We start from the raw sequence: 18810 nt of genomic DNA, 5'->3' as shown, positions 1-18810 counted from the left end.
CGTGCGCGCGGGGCGGCATCACCCGATGCCACACCTCGTGTGGGGTGGGGGATTCGCCGAGCCGGCCTTCGCGTTCGGCCTCGATGACGCGGGCTTCGAGGTTGTCGTGGACCTCTTCGAGCCGTCTCCGGCGGGATTCGTGATCCGTTATTCCGAACACTACGTGGGAATCGAGTTGCTGCTGCCGGACGGCTCACTGTGGTACCACGACCCTTTCGCCCAGAGCGCCTCGCCGCCGTCATCATCGAATAAGGCCGTAACCGGCATAGGTTGGTGCCGCAGCCTTCTCTGAACCAACCTGGCCATACCCAACCCGGTTCCCCGAACGGGGGCTGCGGCACGATCAGGTGACAGTGGTGACCTATCCGTGCAGCAGCCCCATCGGGCCATGAGGAGGCGGGGATATCGCAACTACTGGGCCGCCGGGTTCAGACTTGTTGTCGTTTCATTGCGGAATGGCGTCGTGCCAGACCGCAGCCACCACGCCCACCCTTGGTATGGGGTATGTGACGGTGCGTCCCACTGCGCCAGGCGTCAGACTCCTGCCATCTTGTTTGGCAACCAGGGCTAGAGCCAAGCCTTCGATGTCGTCCGATGCCCCGTCGGTTACGTCGTATGTTGAGACGGATAATTCCAAGTTAGGGTCGCCGCCGAAGCGCTTCGTGAGCATGGTGGCCATATTCCGACTTGCGACCTGATTCGTTGTCTACCAGCATATTTGCACTACTTTTCGGAACGTGGTTGACATCGGCGTCGCGTTGGGTGAAGATTGGTGCAGCGCCAGAGCTGTGCCCGAAGCATTCGAAAGGCCTCGGAGAGAGAACATCTGGCGAACATTTCCCTTTGACGACTCATCCAGTCGGACCAATCTTCGAGTAGGACTGTGGCTTCGGCACCCGAGCGGGTGCCGAAGCCACAGTCGTTCCGGGGGCGGGTCGACCCACACACCTGCGACAGGATCCGGCGCGTCCGGAAACGGCGGATGCGGCCGGCTGGGCGGTTGTCCGCGGCGAGTTCTCTTCTCGCGCATCGGAAACGACACCGAACGATCAGAACCTATGGATGGTTGACTATGTCTTTCGAAGACGTGCGCGATGGCGTGCAGTTCATACGTTTCGCCGACGGCGGCGAGGTGGAGGAAGGACGCCGACCGAGTTGGGACGACGGGATGCTCGCGATGTCACGCTCGGGTTCGCTCGCTCCGTTCCTCCAATGGTCAACCGTGGCCGCTACCGGTGGTTCGATGCTGGGGAAAGCCCTGCGAGGAAAGGCGTTCGCCGCCGGAGGCGAAGTGGAAGAAGAACACGGCCCGAGCGATGACGGCGGCTTCCTTTCCACGGATCGGTCGGGATCGCTGTTCCCATTCCTGCAGTGGCACAACTGGTACAGCATCTACCGCAATACCCGAGAACAGATCGGGGAGGCGGGTGTCGAAGCCGCGATGACGGCGCTGGCAGGCGCGGTGACCGGGCCTGCGGGCGCGGCTGCCGCCGCTGCCTCGACCGCGTTGACCACCGTGGTCGGAAACGTGGTTCAACAGTTCTCGAACCAGGCCGAATCGCTGCGTCGAACCGCTCCGTTGCCCCGAGCGTCGCAACCACGGTTGCGCAGCCTCGAAGGACGGATGAGCGGTCCGGAGATCGACCGGTCGACCACCATCAACGTGATCGAATCCAGGGGCTACGGCCCGGCGGCGCCGAACAACGCGTTGCGTGATCGCGCACTGACCTACCTCTCACACGTGCACTGATCCCCGACCTGACCCGAGTCCGGGGGAGTGCCGTAGCGGCCGTTCCGGGCCGGAAATCAGAAAGGGGGTGAAATATGCACACCGTCTTCGCGGACATCGCCGAATCGATTCCGCTGCCACTGTTCGGACCGTGATCCGTGCAGTGCCGGAGCAGGGTTCGCGGGGCGGATACGCCGATGTGCCGCGTATCCCTGGAAATCCGACCGCCCTCACCTCGAGGCGCGGGCCAATACCCGAACGTATTCGCTACCACGGAGTTTCCGTGAACCCGACTTGGAGAATATCGTGCCAACCTCCGATGAATCCCTCGGCCTCGCCGAACAGATCGTCACGGACACTCAGGCCGTGGTCGCCCGTCTGGCGACGCTGAAGGCGGATATCGACGTCCTGTCGAATCTCGCGCAGGGTCTCGCCATGACCGTCGTCGCGGCTGTTCCGACGCCCGCACCGACCGAAGAGGGCCTCGACGCGACCGTTTCGCTCGGCTCGGCCCCGGAAGTGGTGTGATGCCTGCCTATCCCGTGGCGGGGGAGTTCCCTGATTTCGAACAGTTCATGCTCGATCTGCTCACCCCGGTCGCCACTACCGTCACCACATTGCCCGCCACCTCGGCGGCGCTGCAATCGGCGCTTCCGCTGATCTGGGTCCGCAATTCCGGTGGCACACTGGATATCAACGCGATCACCTACAAGGCGAAGGTCACTGTCGTCGCCTTCGGCACCACACGTGCCCAAGCGCAGCTACTGGCCGTCCAGATTCGCGCCGCGATGCTGGACGCACCGGCCAGCCGCGTCAATGGCGTGCTCGTCGACTACGTCGAGGAGATCGAGGCCGACGAGCCGAAATTCCATGCTCCGATCCTGCGCCGTAGCCGCGGTCTGACCGAGGTACCCGACCTCGACCCCCTCAACCAGATGGTCGAAGTCGCCTTCGCGATCGAAGCCCGCCGCCAGTAGTAGGCGCTCGAAAACCCGCCCCGAATGGGGCTTTTTCACCGACATCGAACCGATGTCGGTGCGTTGACCGTGCCCGCGTGTCGCGGGCGCTCGAATGGAGACACATGCCTTCCACCAACCTCACGGCGCTCAAGTCCGCGCAGCGGTCGCTGCTGCTCAAGCCGCTGGATGCCGCCGTGTTCATCGCCCCGTGGTACACCCCGGCGCCCGCGGCGTTCACCGACAGCTCCGGCAATCTGCAGTCGCTGCCTTCGGCGTTCCAGCCGGTCGGCCTGATCGACAAGAAGACCGGTGTGGCCTTCGCTCGTGGCATCACCGCCGCGCCGATCGAGGCATACGGCGAACTGCAGCCGGTGCGCAACGATGTCACCAGCGATATCACCACCATCGAATTCCAGCCGCAGCAGACCAACGCGCTCACGCTGAAGCTCGCGACCAGCGCCAACCTGGCGCAGGTCAAGGCCGATGCCGCCTCCGGTGAGGTGTTCTTCCCTCAGCCCGCCTCGGAGGAGATCACCTACTACTCGGCGATCATCATCGGCAAGGACGGCAACGACGCCAACCCGATCTACATCTACAAGGTGCTGCCCAAGGTCGCGGTCAGCAAATTCGGCGGGGAGCAGTGGAACCCGACCGAGGTGCTCGCCCAGAAACTGACCATGGTCGCGTTCAAGGACGACACCGCGGGCTACGCGGTGGCCCACGGCTTCGGTGGCCAGGGCTGGAAGAAGCTGGTCGCGCAGTCGGGCCTGAACTACAACGCCACGCTCAGTGTCGCTCCGGCCACCCTGACGGTGGCCACGGGCGCCACCTCCGCTCCGCTGGTCGTGACCGACCAGTTCGGTGGGGTCATCGCGAATTCCGCGGTCACCTTCACCTCCTCGGTGCCCGCGAAGGCGACCGTCGCCGCGAGTGGCGCCATCACCGGCGTCTCGGCGGGCGCGACCGTCATCACGGCCTCCTTCACCCCGCCCGGCGGAACCGCGGCCACCGCGACCTGTGCGGTCACCGTCAGCTGAGGCACTCGAACTCCCGGGGCCAAGACCCGGGCGTGGGGCGTGTCATGTGTCTCCGGTCATGACACGCCCCACAATCTCCCATCCGTTCTTCCGGAGCAGAAAGCGGGTCCAAGTGTCCGCCATTCCCACCCAGTACCCCGTCACGATGACCGACGGCGACAACGACTACGTCGTGTCCAACGCCTCGGAATACGTCAACGCCGTCTACAAGCTCGGACACGAGCCCAAGATCGAAGCCGCGGTCGTCGCAGACGCCGCACAAGGCGCGTCGAAGTCCAAGTAGCACAACATATCCGGAGACAACCATGACCAACTCATCCGATGCTCCCGTCGGGGGCGAAGTCGGCGGCCGCTTCCACGAGCTGCAGGCCGAACTCGCTCCGCGCCGCCGCGCTCCCTACCGCCTGACCGACGAGATCTCCATCGCGCCGGTCACCCGCGGCCAACTTCTGGCCCTGCGGCGCACACACAACGACGACGAGCAGATGGCCGTCGTCCTCGGCGACCAGTACGACGCCGTAGAGGCTCTGTTCGCCGAACGGCCCCTGGATGAGTGGTACGCCTTCCAGAAGGATCTCTACGCCCACCTCTTCGGCCAGGGCTCCTCGGAGCTGCCGGGGGGATCGCAGGGCTCGTAGAGTTCTGGGAACGCTTCGGTGCCGCGCTCGACTACGACTTGCTCGAGCGCGGCATCGACGTCCGGGACTGCTTCGGGCCCGACACTCTGCGCACCCGCGACTGGCGGACGATCTGGGCATTCAAGGACAGACTGCCCCACGGCTCCCAGTACCGGTCGGCGCTGGCCATGGACCGCGAACTCGCGGAACAGATCCTCGCCGCCGAACAAGCCGAGGTCGATCTCGACCTCTACGAGGAGACCGACGAATCAGCCGGTCCGACACCCGAGGGCTACACCGTCGACAGCTATCTACTGCTGTCGATCATCGACGCCCTGCAAGGGGTTCAGGTCGCGGTGATCGCCGCCGCGGGCGGTGACCCGCCGACGATCACACCGATGCCCCGCCCGGTCAGCGCCGTCGATCTGGCGCGGGACCGGCGCCGCGACGAGTCGCTGCGAAACCTCATCGACCAGTTCACCGCACCCGCCTGGGAGGGCTGATGATCTACACCGCCGTACTGCCCGCACAGGCCGCCGCGGGCGCCGACGTCACAGCGTTGGCCGGTGTCTACGCACCGGTCTTCTACAGCGGCGACACCGTCACCGATATCGAAATCGTCGCGCCACCAGCGTATTCCACGGTCACCGGCGCGACCACCAACAATGTCACCATCTCGGTGCGCCAGGTGCGCGCGGGCGCGGTGATCCAAACCTTCGGGTCGGTGACGACGACCTCCGGCGTGAATCTCGTCGCGGAAGTACCGATTTCGGCGCCGATCACCGCGCAACCGGTGTTCCTGCCCGGCGATGTCATCGACGTGCACATGCATCAGAACGGCGCAGGACAAGCGATCGGCGCCGGGTTGTGGGTGTGCGTCTACGTGAGTTGAGCCCCGATGCCCGCACTGCGTTTCGCGGGCGACTCGATCGCGGTCACCGGTGGATGGGGCGGCAGGCGAACCAGCCGTCGAAGACCCCGCTCTCGGCGTGACGCGGCCGGGAGATCGGTACCGTTATCCATCGCCGCAGGTCACGTGAATCCGAAGGATATCGACCGAACCATCGTTGATTCGGGCGAGCTGAGATTCTGTCAGCTTCGACTCGTCATGTGCATTGTCTATTCCTTTGTCTACCGAGACATGGCAATTGTTCGGTGCGTCCCCATAGGCTACCCAAGAGGAGTGATAGCGGGTATTCGCGCTCCCATCCGGCTGCGCTTGTCGATCGGCGGCAGGTGCGGGAGGATCACCGAGCGACAATCCCGGCGCCGTAATTATGCCGCGTACATCGCTGACCGGCTGTCCGATGTATAGAGCTTCAGCCCAAGGTCCGGCTCCGCTGACTTCTCTGACCCGAGAAATCTCGGTGTAGCCGGCGACGTCGATATCGTCCAGGTAGCGGTTCGCGGGATTTCCGAATTCTTGGCATGCGGTCAGTCCGCTGACGGCCACAGTCATCCCGGCCAACGCGGTAACGATCATCGGTATGCGATAGCGGAGATTGATTTGTCGACTCAAGGTCTTCCTTCGGGAAAAGCGCAGGCAGTGCTTGACGGTCTTGCTTCGCAAGCCTAGCCGATCCGCCATTGGATCGACAATTGTCATTTCGTCAGAAGGGGCTATTATGACCGATTACTCGGCGACGTGGCGCAGTCCAGCGCCCAAGTTCAATCGAAATCCTAAGGTCCAGGGGGTGCCGGAGGATGTCGATCCCAAGGTGTTCCGATGGCTCGAGTCCTCGGTCCGGCACGGTGCGGAAGCCGGGATAGATCCGCGTCTGGTCATGGCGATCGTCCTCAACGAAGGTGCGGACTCGAATCTCACCTGGGACGGTAAGCAAGGGGAATTGAAGGATTGGCTGCGCGAGAAGACCTCGCCGCTCCGCGAGGGCAAAGACGGGTATTCCAACTCGCTCGGGCTCACGAATATGAAGAAAGAAACTTTCAACCGGATAAAGGATGAGTACCCTCATGTCTTTGCCGGCCGAGAGTGGTCCGATCTCGCGGACGATCAAGATCTTGCGATTCAGGCTGCCGCGTACAACCTTGCTTGGATAAAGAGAAAATGGACCGACAAAATTCCATCGGACATGAAATCGCGCTACAGCTTGAATGAAGTCCTGGCGGCGGGATACAATGCCGAAGGTTTCTTCGGAGACTACGTGAAACAAGGGGAACTCGGCCATAAGGCCACGATGTACTCCAAGATGTCGCGAAATTCTTTCTATCGTGCCCAGGGGCTGATGGAGAAGGCGTATTCATGGGAGGATGTGGTCGATCCGGGCATGCGCCCCTGGCCGGTCGACCCGGGTCTCGACATCGTTGATATACCGCCATTCGGCGGCTATCCGGAGAAGAAAGAGCCCGGTTTCATAACCGGTCCGGGTAGGACTCTCGACCTGTTCGGCGCCGGAGTGGCTGGGGCGAGTTTTCTTTCTCGGATAATTGGAGAGAACGCACGTGCGTCGCTCGACGTCGGAAATCATATCGGCGCGCAGTCCGGTCGCATTCGAAATTCTGGTGTCGAATTGGCGGACGGCGGAGACGTACGAGGCGCCGGATCGTCCATCGGTGACAAGATCCCGGCCTGGTTGTCGGACGGCGAGTTCGTGATGAACGCCCGTACCACCGCTGTGAACCGACCCTTCCTGCAGGCGCTCAACGCCGATCCGCAGTTCTTGCAGAAGATGCTGGCATCGCAGGCCGATCGAGGTCGGCGTGGTTCCGGGAACGCGTACGCACCGCCTCCGCCGCCGGGCCAGCCCGCGACGGTGAATATTTCGATGTCGAGCGGCGAAGACATCATCAGCAGGTTGAAAGTGCTTGCCATCCAATGGGAATTGTCCCGTTCGTGATGGTGGGTCGACGAATGGATTGAGGTGAATCTGTGGCACCGAATGCCGCGATGATCACGGTGACCGGGGTGGATGGTTCGATATGGACGATCGCCGGTCAGGGTCGTGGTCGAGAGGGCGTGGAATTGGCGACCTCACCGAGCGGTCTGTACGACGCTCCGGTGACGACCATCTGGAATCAGTCGGCCTTTCAGGTCGGCTCGTCGTTCGGGGGATACCGGACCAACAAACGCGATGTCGTGTTCGCGCTCAACATCTCCGAGGCGGCGGGACGGTCGTGGGAGGCGGTGGATTCGGCCTGGCGCAAAGCGTGGGCCTACGACCGGGATTCGACATTGACGATCACCACCGACTTCGGCACGCGATCGTTGAAACTGCGCATGTCGGAGCAGCCGGATTTCAAGCCGGACAAGGATCCGCATCTGAAGCGGTGGGGCAAGGTCGTCATGACCTGTACCGCGGGCAATCCGTGGTGGGTGGAGTCCGATGTCACCGGAGTGTGGACCTCGACCATCTCCACCACCGCCCCGAATACCAGCCAGAGCGGCACCTTGCGTATCGCCAATCCGACCGATCAGCCGATGTGGCTGAAATGGGTGTGTTCCGCGCCGGGCAAGTGGACCCTGCCGGACTACTCGTGGGGCGCTGATTCCGGTGACGCGGCCCGCACCATCATCCTCCCGGTCACCACGACCGGCCAGGACCTGACCATCGACACCGATCCCATGGAGGAGATGATCGTCGCGGCGGACCGGTCGCAGATCTGGGCGTTGATGAACGGCGTCAGCTTTCTGTACCCGGTGCCGCCCTACACCGCGGCCACCGATGTCACCGTGTCGGTGACCGGCGCGCCGCTCGGCGCCTCCGTACTGGTGGTGCAGCCACGCAACTGGTCGCGCCCGTGGGGGCTGCAGTGACCACCGCGGCCGATCTGCCCGCGATCTACGCGGATGCGCGACAGGCCAGGGTGACTCGCAAGCAGCAGCGCTACGGTCGCCCGCTGGTGCGACTGTGGGACGGCGACTGGAATCTGCGCGGCATCTGCGGCGCCGAGATCGACGCGGACTTCCGCTGGGTGCTCAACCAGTCCGGCACCGGCGTGCTCGTGCTGCCCTACGACTACTACCTGGCCGCGTGGGCGGTCGACATCAACGGACGCGCGACGCAGAACGTGCACATCACCGTCGACAAAGACGGTGCGCGCTGGGACGGCAGGCTGGAGAAGGCGGTCATCAAGACCGACGAGCGCGGTGTCACCACGGTGGAACTGCTGTTCATGCACTCCTATCAGGAACTCAAACACATCTACTGCTGGTCGAATCCGTTCCTGCCCGCGGCCGTGCAGTTCCCCCGCGAGTTCATGCTCGCAGGGCCGAGCGTCTGGGTGCTCAAGACCGCGCTGCACTTGAATTTGCTGCGACTGGAATCCGCGCTGTCGGCGCCATTGCCCGATGATCCGATCGACGCGGGCCAGTGGGGCGGGCTCGATCAGTCCAACTGGGCCGTCGTGGTGAAACCCGGTGAGTTCGACTCCGACACCTCGATGTGGACGATCTTCGGTTCCCGATTCCGGAACTTCCACGAAGCCGCCTCCGGCGCCTTGGAATCCGCGCAGCTGGCGGTGATCACCCGCCGCTGGTTGCGCGGCGATCCGCCGCCGTGGCCGGGCGCCGACCTGCGCCACGGCTGCCTGGTCGTCGATATCGTGGACAAGTCCGGATTCTGGACCGGCACCAGCACCGGCGGCGATGTGTGGGACGGGCTCCAGCACACCGTGCAGGTCCTCGACAACACCCTGCTCGACTACAGCCCGGACGTCCTCCCGGATCAGAACGCCCCCGCGCTGTACAAGAATCCGGGATGGATGGGTACGTTGCCGTCCAATCCGTGGGTGGTGTACCGCCAGAACGACCACACCGGAATCCAGACCTCCCAGTTCGTGATCAACCCGTCCTCGGCCACCCAGATTCTCACCGGCGGCCATTCGATGCCGGGCGTGAACGAAGCGATCTCCTCGGCGATCCAGTTCATCGGCATGGTCACCGCGGGCGCGCTCGGCGAGGTGCCCTATGTCGGTCCCATCCTCGCGGGTGTCGCCAACGGCACGACCGCGGTGGTGAACACCATCGCCACCGCGTTGCTCTCGGATACGCTGCTGGCCTGGATGCAGTTCAGTTCGCCACAGCGCGAAGCGAATTCGGGATGGTCGCACTACTACGAGCATTTCGAGAACAGCGCCGACCGCGCCTACACCCTCGGCTCGCTGCTGACCCTCGGCGAAGGGCTGTGGAAGACACGGCGGCACTTCACCCACAAGTTCACCGTCGCGAACGGCGAACCGTACCTGATCGGTGACCAGGGTCAGGGCCACTTCTTCCTGGGTGACCGTGTCGGTTCCACCGTCAAAGGCATGCCGGCGGGCTCGGTCTACGTCGACCAGGTGACCGAGCTCGAACTCGCCTGGTCACGCACGGCCGCCCCCGCCTGGCAGATCACCGTCGGCTCGGACCGCGATCACGACATGCCGTTCGCCAAGTCGATGCGGGTTGTCGCCGACATCGTCGACGACATCCATTCGCTGGCCGTCCAGATGTGATCCGTCCGAGCCTGTCATCCATTCTTCTATTCGTCGGAGAGAACTATGCCCATTCCTTTGCATGAGGACTGCGACCCTGACGACCCGTACGAAGCCTTCGTCTGGGCGCTGGTCGGTTTGCCGGGGCCGCGGAACTCACCGCTTCTCGTGCATCCCGATGTGCTTCGGCAGTGGTCGAAACATCTGTGGGACCTCGGATTCCGTCACTACCCGGACGAACAGACCAAACAATTCCACCCACCCGCCCGCGGTGTCACGCACTGGCTCAACGGCGCGGGACAGTGGGCCGAGATGGGCGCGCAGCGGCCACCGGAGACCACGGCCCCCGATGTCACCCAGCTGACACCGGACGAGCGAGCGTACCTGGTGCGGCAGTTGCGCGAATCCGGTGAGCTGAAGCACCTGGTCGATGCTCGCGATCTCGACTCCGACCACGCGCGGGTCGGCAGTGCCCGAACGTCGCAGGCGGAGGTGACCGATGACGAGCCCCGATAGGAGCGTCCCCTCCGGCGCGTACACCGGAGGATCGATCCGCAGCTTGCAGAGCGTCACCTGGGCCGCGGCGCAGCAATCGATCCTGTCCAGCGTCATGGGGTCCTTCGCGGGCGTCGACGCGGTCGGATCGAACCTGAACTCGGTCACGAACCGTGCTCTGAGCGCGGCGAATTCGGCGCAGGTCGGCGCCTCGGACGCGCGGACGACGGCGACCGCCGCGCAGAACACCTCCGCGTCCAACGCGTCGGCGATCGCGAACCTGCAAACCGGTCAGACCCAGAACGACGTCGGCGGCGCAGCGGTCACCGATGTCTTCGAAATCTGGGACACCACCAAATGGGATGTCGTCAAATGGAACAACGGCGCGACCGCGGTTCCCGACATGGTCATCGTCGACAACCAGGCGGGTATCGCCAAGGGCGGCAACACCGGTACCGGCGGCGATTTCGCACTGTACAAGACGCCGTTGATGACCGACGCGCAGTCGGTGTCGCTGGTGCTCGGCCGTGCCAACCAGGCGGGCTCCTTCACCGGCAGCGGCCTACTCATCCGCGCGGCCGCCGACCTGTCCACGTTCGTCATTGTCCAGATCGGGACGACGAAGGTGTTGTTGCAGCGCGGCACGCTGGTGGGTGGGACCATGACCATCACGAACTGGGCCGAGAAGACGGGGCTGACACTCAGCACGGGGGATACCGTCACGGTCGCCGCGACGGGCTCGGCCTACGAGGTCCTGGTCAACGGCGTCAACCGACTCGGCTACACCGACACCGCGGTCACGTCCCCGGTCGGCGCGAACAACCGCTGTGTCGGGTTCTTCAGCGCCTTCTACGCCGAAACCGGCTGGGGTGGCACGACCATGTATTACGGATTCGATGCCGAATCCTTCGCCGCGGCCGACACCACCTCACCACCCGTGGTCGGAACCGGCTGGTCGCTGTATCGACAGAGCGCCACCGCCGTGACCCAGGGCGCGGGCAGCAATCGGTACGGCACGATCTTCGACACCGTCCGCCAAGCGAACAAGGTCAATGTCCTCGACCTCGCCTCCGGTCAGATCCAGATCACCAAAGCAGGCTGGTACGTCATGAACGTCAGCGCGCAATGGAACCAGCCGTGCGGAACCGGCTACCTCTACAACGTATCCCTTTGGAGCGCACCGAATCCGGGCGGACTGTGGAAACTCGTCCGCGGCGGTGGTGAGACCGAAGGATCCGTGGTCTACCGCTCGGCAGGCACCTTCGTCGTCTTCGCGGGCGAGGGGACCGTCTGGGCGCCGGGCTACTACATCGCGGGTTCGAACGGAATGTTCGGCGATACGTCCGGCACCCGAACCTATTTCGACGGCACGCTCTGCTCCTTCTCCTGACACCCGAACTCATGAAAGGAACCCTGTGACCACATCGAACGATCCCGGATATCTGGGGTATCAGCCGACACTCGAACCGTTGAAGCTGACCACGGGCGCGGGCTTCGTACAAACGATCCAACCATCCGACGGAGCCGTATTCCCTTCAGGCACGACGGTATCCATCGTCCTGACCACACCCGGCGGCGGTGCGCTCGGCACCTGGGCGGCCACCGTCACCTCGACCGCGGCGACCTGGAACGTGGCAGCCGCGACGTGCAACGACATCCCCGCCAATTCGCGCTACACGATGCTAGTGACCTACCCGACCGCACCGGTCACCACCTACGCCTGGTTCGCGGGCGTCGTCGTCAGAACCTAGTACACCACCACGTCCCTCGCGCCTGCGGGGACAGCGAAACAACCTTCCACACAACATCTCTCGAGGAGCCACCATGGCCATCGCCGTCACCTCAACCAAGAACGCCCTGTGCACCGCCTACGCCAACATCGCCACCACCGTCTACGTCTCGGTCCACACCGCCGATCCCGGCACCACCGGCACCAACGAGGCATCCGGCGGATCGCCCGCCTACGCGCGGGTCGCCACCACCTGGTCCGCCCCGGCCAGCGGACAGATCACCGGCAGCCAGGTCACCATCAACCTGCCCGCGGGCACCTACACCCACGCCGGACTGTGGAGCGCCGCCACCGGCGGCACGTTCATCGACAAGGTCGCCATCGCCTCCACCACCCTCGGCGCACAGGGCACCCTGCTCGTCACCCCCACCTTCAGCATGAGCTGAGTGGTAAGTGGTCGCCCTGGAAGATCGGGGCACAACCGAATAGGGAGGCACTATGACAGCGCCGCAACGGCTGCTGGTGGCGAGGCTGCCCACACCGCCGACCGTGGCTCCGGTGTTCCCCGGTCCGTCGACAACGGAGGGAACGGCGCCATCGTCGCCGGTCGCCCACGTCGACGGGAGCCGCGTCCCGGTCATCCCCGCCTTCGTCTCGGCATATTTCTCGGGGACAGCCACACCGACAGTACTGTTCGCACCGTCGGTGCCAACGGCCGTGACCGCGGGCGGTACCGGCCTGCTGACCGTGACCGCGCGGTACGCACAGTCCTTCGCCTCGAATTTCGGTGACACCGGGTTCACGTCGGCACGTGTGACGGGCGGCGCGGGCAGCGGGATCGTGGTGTCCGCGTCGTTCGGCGCGGACACCCGTGCGGTCGGTGCCGATGCCGCCCTCGTCGGTTTCGGCACGCTCTCCGCGACGGCGGCGGGGCACGCCGGTGCGCTGCCCGCGTACTCCGCCCGTGGCACGGCCACGGCATCGGTCAGCAGTTCCGGTCCGTGATCGGCTCACGCACTCCGATCGCTCGTGGCCGGACTTCGGCGTTCGAAACCGCACGGCGCCGCGCGCGACATGTCGTCGGGCGCGGCGCCGACGCGGTGTCGGGCAGGCGTCGTCCGCAGCCGGGGCGTATCGATCGGTCTGTATCGAAAATCTATACGCGATAATATCTTTGGAGGATTCCGCATGGCAGATACCGCGTGGAGTACGGCGAGGCTGCCCGCGTCGCCCTCGGCTGCTCCCACCGTCCCCGCCGCGCCGACGAGCACAGTGGCGCTGCCGTCGGCGCCGACATCTTCGGTCTCGGGTCGAGACATCCCCACCATCCCGCCGTTCATCACGGCGACACTGACAGGGGCGGGAACGCTACTCACGTCGACCAAGGCGTCCGCGGTCCTGCCGATGACGGCCGGTGCGGTCGGCCTGCTCACCGCGGTGGCAGGTCCACGCCCCTCCGTCCCGGCCGCGTTCGCCGACACCGGAACGACGAAAGGCGCTGTCGCCGGCGGAAATTCGACCAAGCTGTTGGTCGCGGCACCGCTCGGCGCGATCGGTCGCGCCACGACGACCAACGCGCTCTCCGACAGCGTCGGTGAACTCTCCGCGGCGGTCACCCCCCATGCCTCCGCCAAGCCGGCCTTCTACGCGATGTCCACCTCGACCGCGAGCGTCACCTTGCCACCCACACCGGTCACCGCCCCATTGACCGGAACCGGAAATCTCACGGCCGCTGTCGTTCCCGGTTTCCGGCCGTCGGGGATGAACAAGAGCGGAACCCAAACCGGGCCCAACGCCCAGAACACCTGGGTACAAGTAGTCGGTTGGACCGCAGACACCACGAGCTATCCGGGCTCGACCGTGACCACCAACGCCTTGGTGAGTCTGGGAGCCAAAGCTTCGGCGACCGTCGCGGCCAACGTCTCCTGGACGCCGAGCGGTTCTTCCAACTCGATCTCCGCGCGCCTGAAGAAGAACGGCACCGTCATCGCCACCGGCTCCGCCGCCAGTCCGGCGGTGGTGAGCACGACTGTCGCGGTCGCGGAGAACGATCTCATCACCCTCGAGGTCAGCGACAGCTACGGTCTCGCCGGGATCGCTCAGGCCACGATCAACGCGAGCGGCACCTATATACGAATCACCTGATACGACAGTCCGTTACAGGTTCGTTCGTAAAACTCGAGCTGTATCCAGGCCCGCGGGAAGCGCCTGCCGCAGAGGGCGGGTGCCTCGGCACGAGCATGATGCCGTGCTCGACCTCTCGGTCGGGTGCGGCGTCTTCTATTCGTTCTGAGCACATCTCATCGGATCGCCGACGACGTCGACCGGCACTCCGGTGGCAGGTCCGATCAACAAGGCAGCACCGCGGCACCCGCGGTCGAGGTGCGTTCAATCCCGGCTCGGTCTTTTCACTGGAGCCCGATAACAAACCGTGAGGTACTCCGATGGCACCGAAAGATCCGGCTGATAAACCGCCCAAGGATGGCAGCAGCAAACCGGCGGAACAGCGACCGACCTCCCCCTTCAGCGGCGCGTCCGCGAAGGGCAGTGCGACTGCCGCACCAAAATCGAATAGTTCACCGCCCCCGTCGGTCCCGTCCAGCACCGGCGGGGCGGGGGGAGGGCAACAATCGCCGCTGGACATGGGCCTGTACCCCGCGCTCACATCACCACCTCAACAGCGGCCCCCCTCCGGCGCGCTACCTGACGTCGTCGGCCTCGTCAACAACGGTCCGGTCGGAAGCGGTGAGACGCTCACACTCCCCAGTGGCACGACCGTCGGGGTCGAGTCCGTTCCGCTTGCGAACGGATTGACAGGCAAGGAGACCACGGTCTCGATACCCGGTGCGAAAACCTCACGATCGCAACCGAACACAGCCGTAACGCCCCAACAGCTCAGTGGCTACTTCGCCACTGACCCCACATACAGTCCCGAACAACGCGACCGCGACATCGCACTGCTCGGTCAGACCGTGATGGGCCCGCAAACCATCGAAGGCGCCAACGCGCTCAACCGGGCCAGAACCGAAGCGGCCAACCGGCTCAACAGTCACTGGAACCAGTCCGCTCTGCCGAAGACCGCCGACGGCACCACCGTGATGCCCGGACTCGGGTACAGCCCAGTCCAGTTGGTCAACGATCTGTCGCTGGCCGGCACCACCGGCACGCTCGACGAGCGCAGCGAAAAGCTACGTAGAGACGCCCAGGACCGGCTCGATCAGCACGCTTACACCCCACGCAAGCGAGACGACGACCAGCACCTCGCCGGCCTGCAATATCTGCCCATCGATGACCCATCCCGCAAGGCATATACGGATTGGCTTCTCGCCGAGGGTGTTCCGGCCGCCAGCATGCAAAATGTTCTATGGCGTAACGCCGTCGAAGCACGGGGCCGCCTGGAGAGCTCAGGCACCCCGATAATGCCCCCCGACCAGCTCAGAGCGCTCGAAGACTCCCCGCGGCTCTACACCTTCGACCCGAACCGGCCCTTCGAACCCGAGAGCAACGAACATAAATTCAACGAGGGGGACTTTCGTCAACTTCTCGGCGACCTGACCGGTCTCGGCGACCTCGATGAAGGACTCCGCGACGGCGACTACGGGCAAGCCGCGTTCGGTGCGGGCATGTCCATTCTCACTTTTACTCCGGGCGTGGTCTTCACACCACTGGCAAAGGGCTTTCGCTGGCTCGGAGGAAAGATCGTCGGTGAAGCCGAACAGGGGCTCGCGGCGGAGGCCGGCGCACTCGGTAGATCCGGCGGCGCCGGTGGTCGCGTCGGTGAGGCCGGGACCGAGGGCACACCAGCGCTGTATGCGCCCTGGGATCCCAAGCCTCAGACCTCGCTGTTCGTGCCCGAGCCCGCCAATCCCTACGGCACCGGTGCGCGTGTCGGTGCGGACGCGCGGGCGGGTGGTGAGGCCATTCCCGCCATCCTCGACTACCCCCGCGGCGAAATGCCCTGGAGCCCGCGGTCGCCATCGCCGGTTCCACGCGATGCCGTCCCCGGACACGTCGCTCCACGACCGAATGCGCCCGGAGGCGGAAGTGGATACGGGCACGGCTCAGACGGCGCGCCTCTCCTCAATGGCGAGAAGCCATTCCTCGGCGCGGAGCCCGTCGCCCCCGCAGGTCCGAAGTGGAGCCCTTATGACACCAGCCCCGGCAATCCCTTCGGCTACGACCCGGTGTGGAACCCCATCGGCCCGATGATGCGGCGACTATGGCAGCAGATACCACGCAGGGCTCCTGGCGAGCACGGCAATTGGTCCCGTGGCAATCCACTTGGTCCCGACGACGTTCCCTTGGACGGTAAACCGATACCCAACGGGTACCGTGTCGACCCCGAGGGGAATTGGTCCGCCATCGATCCGGACGGTGTGTGGGTTGATCTGCCGTTGGGGTCCAAGCCCGTTGTCATGCCGAAAGGGAACATTCAATGGCAGGGTCCATCGGGCGGTTTCGTGACAATGCCGCAGTGGGCCAAAGCGCCATCCGACATCTCCATATTCGGAAAATATGGGGAGCGTGAGGTCTTCAAAGGAGAGATATCCGATGAGGCTGCTCGCAATTTACGTTCAGTGGATGTGGCCCAGAACGCGAATAAAGATATCCGGGACAAAGCTATGTCTGATCTGGAAGACCTGGTCAGTAACCCGGATAAACCTATCAAGATTATAGGCAGCGATGGAAATCCGAGGTCGGTCACGATCGATGACCTATCACGAACCAATCTTCCTAAAACGCTCAGAAATCTCCGGGATACGGGAACATCCAGGACCGATAGAGATCTAATCGAGAGTCTGGCCGAGCAGATCAGTGTTTCGAAGGGGATGGTCACCAAGCTGTCGGAGACGCGGGGGGAGATCGGTGGTGAGATTGTTGCCGAGTACGAGAAAATTAACATTATTCACAGAGGTTCGGGGCCGGGGACTGCGGACCGTATCGGTGTGAAGAAGCTGGATGACGGTAGCTTGCAGGTTGTCGACCTGGAACTCAAGGGCGGCGATGGAATGAGTTCGCGTATTGTCACGATCGATGGAAAGCAGGTCAGGGTTCAACAGGGGACGCCAGAATATCTTCGTGACGAATTCAAAGAAGGCTCCGACGCGTACGAGGCTTTGAAGAAATATGACGAGGACAACAATACGAATCTGCTGAACGAGCTACTGGCCGGCAATGCCACCATCGATTACCGGTTGGTGCGCACCGACCCCGGCGGCAAGATCACCCTCTCGAGTTTCGATCCGGGAGTCGGTAACGACTTCTCGCTCAAACCGCCCGAAACGAGCGGTCCGCAGGCCAATCCTGCGGCTGCTCCGATTGCCGCCGACCTCTCCGCCGGTGGTGCGGGCGGCCTGGTACCTTCGCTGATCGACCTTATCCACAGTTCGCTCGACAGTGTCGTCGACAAGCCCCTGTGGACACTACCCGCCGCGATGCCTGCGGCGTCTGTAGCGCCGCGACCCGAACGCCGGGTGAACCAGCGATTGGTGGTGCAGATCTCGGTGCCGCGCCCACCCGATCTCGGCGCGTCCGAACACGAGAACCGGGTGGCCGCCGGATATGCGGCCAGTTGGCGCTGACGGTGCTTGCGCCCACTGCGGCCGTCCCCGCTTCGACAGCAGACTGCGGCCACGTGGGCTGCCGTCACGACCAACTCACGAGGAAAGTAGCGTTCGTTACATGCAGGTCGATATTCAAGGCGCTGTCCGGATCGCACGTCTGGCCATGGAACCGGGGTGGGACTGGAGCGTCGGTGCGCTCGACCAGTTCTGTGCATCTGCGGGCTGGGAGATCATCGACCGATCCGATCGGGGGTCCGCGACCCTTCGAACGAACTTGAGAGTCGGCCGACCCGAGTCCGATGTGTACGGCAATCCACGCAGAACCAACCTGATCTCCACCTACGTCAGCGATGTTTGCGATCCCGATATGCCCGGGCTGAGCGAGTGGCTGACCGAGGCGTTCGACCAGTTGTGTGCGGCCTTCACAGATGTGCTGGGAGAGCACAGTCGAGGCAAGCCAGGTCGTGAAGCAACAGTTTTCTGGGATAAGCCGAACATGACGATCGAGTTGTCCATGACCTGGCAGTCGATTTCTGTGGATCTGATCAGGCCGGACGGCTTCTACGGTATCGACTACCAGGAATGAGCGGGTCTGCTGGGCATTGTTGCCGAGTACGAGAAAATTGACACTATTCACAGGGGTTCGGGGCCGGGGACTCCACAGTTCGCTCGACAGTGTCGTCGACGTCAGGCTGCCGTCACAGCCAACTCACGAGGAAAGAGCGTTCGTTACGTGCAGGTCGATATTCGAGGCGCTGTCCGGATTGTAGGTCTGGCCATGGACCCGGGTTGGGACTGGAGCGTCGGTGCGCTCGACCAGTTCTGTGCGGCTGCGGGCTGGGAGCACATCAGCCAATACAGTGGGCGGAGCGCGACCCTTCGTACGAATCTGGGAGTCGGTCTACCTGAGTCCAGTGTGTACGGTAACTCACGCAAAATTAATCTGATCTCGACCTTCGTCGCTGATGATGACGATCCCGGTCTGCCCGGGCTGAGCGAGTGGCTGGCGGAGGCGTTCGGCCAGTTGTGTGCGGCCTTTACCATTGTGCTGGGAGAGCGCACTCGGGACGAGCCTGGCCGCAAAGCGACAGTCTCGTGGGATAAGCCGAACATGACGATCGAGCTGTCCATGATCTGGCAGGCGATTTCTGTGGATCTGATCAGGCCGGATGGCTTTTACGGTATCGACTACCAGGAATGAGAGGGTCTGCTGGGTGGGAAGTCGGTGCGGCATTACGTCCACGCGGTAG

Annotated in this window: 22 protein-coding genes; 21 read left to right on the top strand and 1 reads right to left on the bottom strand. The window is 64.0% G+C overall.

Features of this window, described 5'->3' with window-relative positions; translation table 11 throughout:
- Window positions 1-25: 25 nt before the first annotated feature.
- From IT779_RS01870 to IT779_RS01830, 9 genes are all read left to right on the top strand, one after another.
- The gene (locus tag IT779_RS01870; protein ID WP_196147360.1) at window positions 26-292 is read left to right on the top strand and encodes a hypothetical protein; all 267 of its coding nucleotides are present in this window, start codon (window positions 26-28) and stop codon (window positions 290-292) included.
- A 780-nt stretch (window positions 293-1072) separates the two neighbouring features.
- Window positions 1073-1750 carry a hypothetical protein gene (locus IT779_RS01865; protein WP_196147359.1) on the top strand — a complete coding sequence of 226 codons (678 nt, stop codon included), beginning with the start codon at window positions 1073-1075 and terminating at the stop codon, window positions 1748-1750.
- A 285-nt stretch (window positions 1751-2035) separates the two neighbouring features.
- On the top strand, window positions 2036-2257 hold the full coding sequence (locus tag IT779_RS01860; RefSeq protein ID WP_196147358.1) for a hypothetical protein: 222 nt from the start codon (window positions 2036-2038) through the stop codon (window positions 2255-2257).
- Entirely contained in the window at window positions 2257-2706 is a 450-nt protein-coding gene (locus tag IT779_RS01855; protein ID WP_196147357.1) for a hypothetical protein, read from the top strand. The genes IT779_RS01860 and IT779_RS01855 overlap by 1 nt, the downstream gene beginning before the upstream one ends.
- Before the next feature lie 104 nt (window positions 2707-2810).
- Window positions 2811-3725 carry a phage tail tube protein gene (locus tag IT779_RS01850; RefSeq protein WP_196147356.1) on the top strand — a complete coding sequence of 305 codons (915 nt, stop codon included), beginning with the start codon at window positions 2811-2813 and terminating at the stop codon, window positions 3723-3725.
- 145 nt (window positions 3726-3870) lie between these two features.
- A complete protein-coding gene (locus IT779_RS01845; RefSeq protein WP_196147355.1) occupies window positions 3871-4008 on the top strand; it encodes a hypothetical protein in 138 nt (45 codons plus the stop codon).
- Window positions 4009-4030: 22 nt separating this feature from the next.
- On the top strand, window positions 4031-4363 hold the full coding sequence (locus IT779_RS01840; protein ID WP_196147354.1) for a hypothetical protein: 333 nt from the start codon (window positions 4031-4033) through the stop codon (window positions 4361-4363).
- Window positions 4364-4401: 38 nt separating this feature from the next.
- Window positions 4402-4845: a hypothetical protein gene (locus IT779_RS01835; protein ID WP_196147353.1), complete on the top strand. Its 444-nt coding sequence runs from the start codon at window positions 4402-4404 to the stop codon at window positions 4843-4845.
- Window positions 4845-5234, top strand: coding sequence for a hypothetical protein (locus IT779_RS01830; RefSeq protein ID WP_196147352.1), 390 nt, complete (start codon window positions 4845-4847; stop codon window positions 5232-5234). The genes IT779_RS01835 and IT779_RS01830 overlap by 1 nt, the downstream gene beginning before the upstream one ends.
- A 123-nt stretch (window positions 5235-5357) precedes the next feature.
- On the opposite strand, the gene IT779_RS01825 is transcribed toward IT779_RS01830, so the two are convergent.
- On the bottom strand, window positions 5358-5948 hold the full coding sequence (locus IT779_RS01825) for a hypothetical protein (protein WP_196147351.1): 591 nt from the start codon (window positions 5946-5948) through the stop codon (window positions 5358-5360).
- Window positions 5949-5967: 19 nt separating this feature from the next.
- Here IT779_RS01825 and IT779_RS01820 point away from each other — a divergent pair, with 19 nt between their 5' ends.
- The 12 genes from IT779_RS01820 to IT779_RS01765 all read left to right on the top strand — a co-directional run bounded on the left by IT779_RS01820 (window position 5968) and on the right by IT779_RS01765 (window position 18761).
- Window positions 5968-7197: a hypothetical protein gene (locus IT779_RS01820; protein ID WP_196147350.1), complete on the top strand. Its 1230-nt coding sequence runs from the start codon at window positions 5968-5970 to the stop codon at window positions 7195-7197.
- Between the two features lie 32 nt (window positions 7198-7229).
- Window positions 7230-8114 carry a phage tail protein gene (locus IT779_RS01815; protein ID WP_196147349.1) on the top strand — a complete coding sequence of 295 codons (885 nt, stop codon included), beginning with the start codon at window positions 7230-7232 and terminating at the stop codon, window positions 8112-8114.
- Window positions 8111-9793, top strand: a complete 1683-nt coding sequence (locus IT779_RS01810) for a Gp37-like protein (protein WP_196147348.1) — start codon at window positions 8111-8113, stop codon at window positions 9791-9793. The genes IT779_RS01815 and IT779_RS01810 overlap by 4 nt, the downstream gene beginning before the upstream one ends.
- A gap of 45 nt (window positions 9794-9838) precedes the next feature.
- Window positions 9839-10288 carry a phage gene 29 protein family protein gene (locus IT779_RS01805; protein WP_196147347.1) on the top strand — a complete coding sequence of 150 codons (450 nt, stop codon included), beginning with the start codon at window positions 9839-9841 and terminating at the stop codon, window positions 10286-10288.
- A complete protein-coding gene (locus tag IT779_RS01800) occupies window positions 10272-11657 on the top strand; it encodes a DUF7257 domain-containing protein (protein ID WP_196147346.1) in 1386 nt (461 codons plus the stop codon). Before IT779_RS01805 ends, IT779_RS01800 begins: the two co-directional genes overlap by 17 nt.
- 25 nt (window positions 11658-11682) lie before the next feature.
- The gene (locus IT779_RS01795) at window positions 11683-12018 is read left to right on the top strand and encodes an LtfC-like domain-containing protein (protein ID WP_196147345.1); all 336 of its coding nucleotides are present in this window, start codon (window positions 11683-11685) and stop codon (window positions 12016-12018) included.
- A 73-nt stretch (window positions 12019-12091) separates the two neighbouring features.
- On the top strand, window positions 12092-12442 hold the full coding sequence (locus tag IT779_RS01790) for a phage tail fiber protein (RefSeq protein WP_196147344.1): 351 nt from the start codon (window positions 12092-12094) through the stop codon (window positions 12440-12442).
- A 52-nt stretch (window positions 12443-12494) separates the two neighbouring features.
- Entirely contained in the window at window positions 12495-13001 is a 507-nt protein-coding gene (locus IT779_RS01785) for a hypothetical protein (RefSeq protein WP_196147343.1), read from the top strand.
- A 183-nt stretch (window positions 13002-13184) separates the two neighbouring features.
- Complete coding sequence (locus tag IT779_RS01780) at window positions 13185-14141, top strand: hypothetical protein (protein ID WP_196147342.1); 957 nt, start codon at window positions 13185-13187, stop codon at window positions 14139-14141.
- A gap of 299 nt (window positions 14142-14440) precedes the next feature.
- Complete coding sequence (locus IT779_RS01775; protein ID WP_196147341.1) at window positions 14441-17578, top strand: hypothetical protein; 3138 nt, start codon at window positions 14441-14443, stop codon at window positions 17576-17578.
- A gap of 100 nt (window positions 17579-17678) precedes the next feature.
- Window positions 17679-18146 carry a DUF6301 family protein gene (locus IT779_RS01770; protein ID WP_196147340.1) on the top strand — a complete coding sequence of 156 codons (468 nt, stop codon included), beginning with the start codon at window positions 17679-17681 and terminating at the stop codon, window positions 18144-18146.
- Between the two features lie 147 nt (window positions 18147-18293).
- Window positions 18294-18761 carry a DUF6301 family protein gene (locus IT779_RS01765; RefSeq protein WP_196147339.1) on the top strand — a complete coding sequence of 156 codons (468 nt, stop codon included), beginning with the start codon at window positions 18294-18296 and terminating at the stop codon, window positions 18759-18761.
- Window positions 18762-18810: the final 49 nt, after the last annotated feature.

The sequence above is a fragment of the Nocardia bovistercoris genome, from assembly GCF_015674855.1.
GTDB lineage: Bacteria > Actinomycetota > Actinomycetes > Mycobacteriales > Mycobacteriaceae > Nocardia > Nocardia bovistercoris.
The sequence above is the reverse complement of the archived record's forward strand: the minus strand, read 5'-3'. Positions and strand labels throughout refer to the sequence as shown.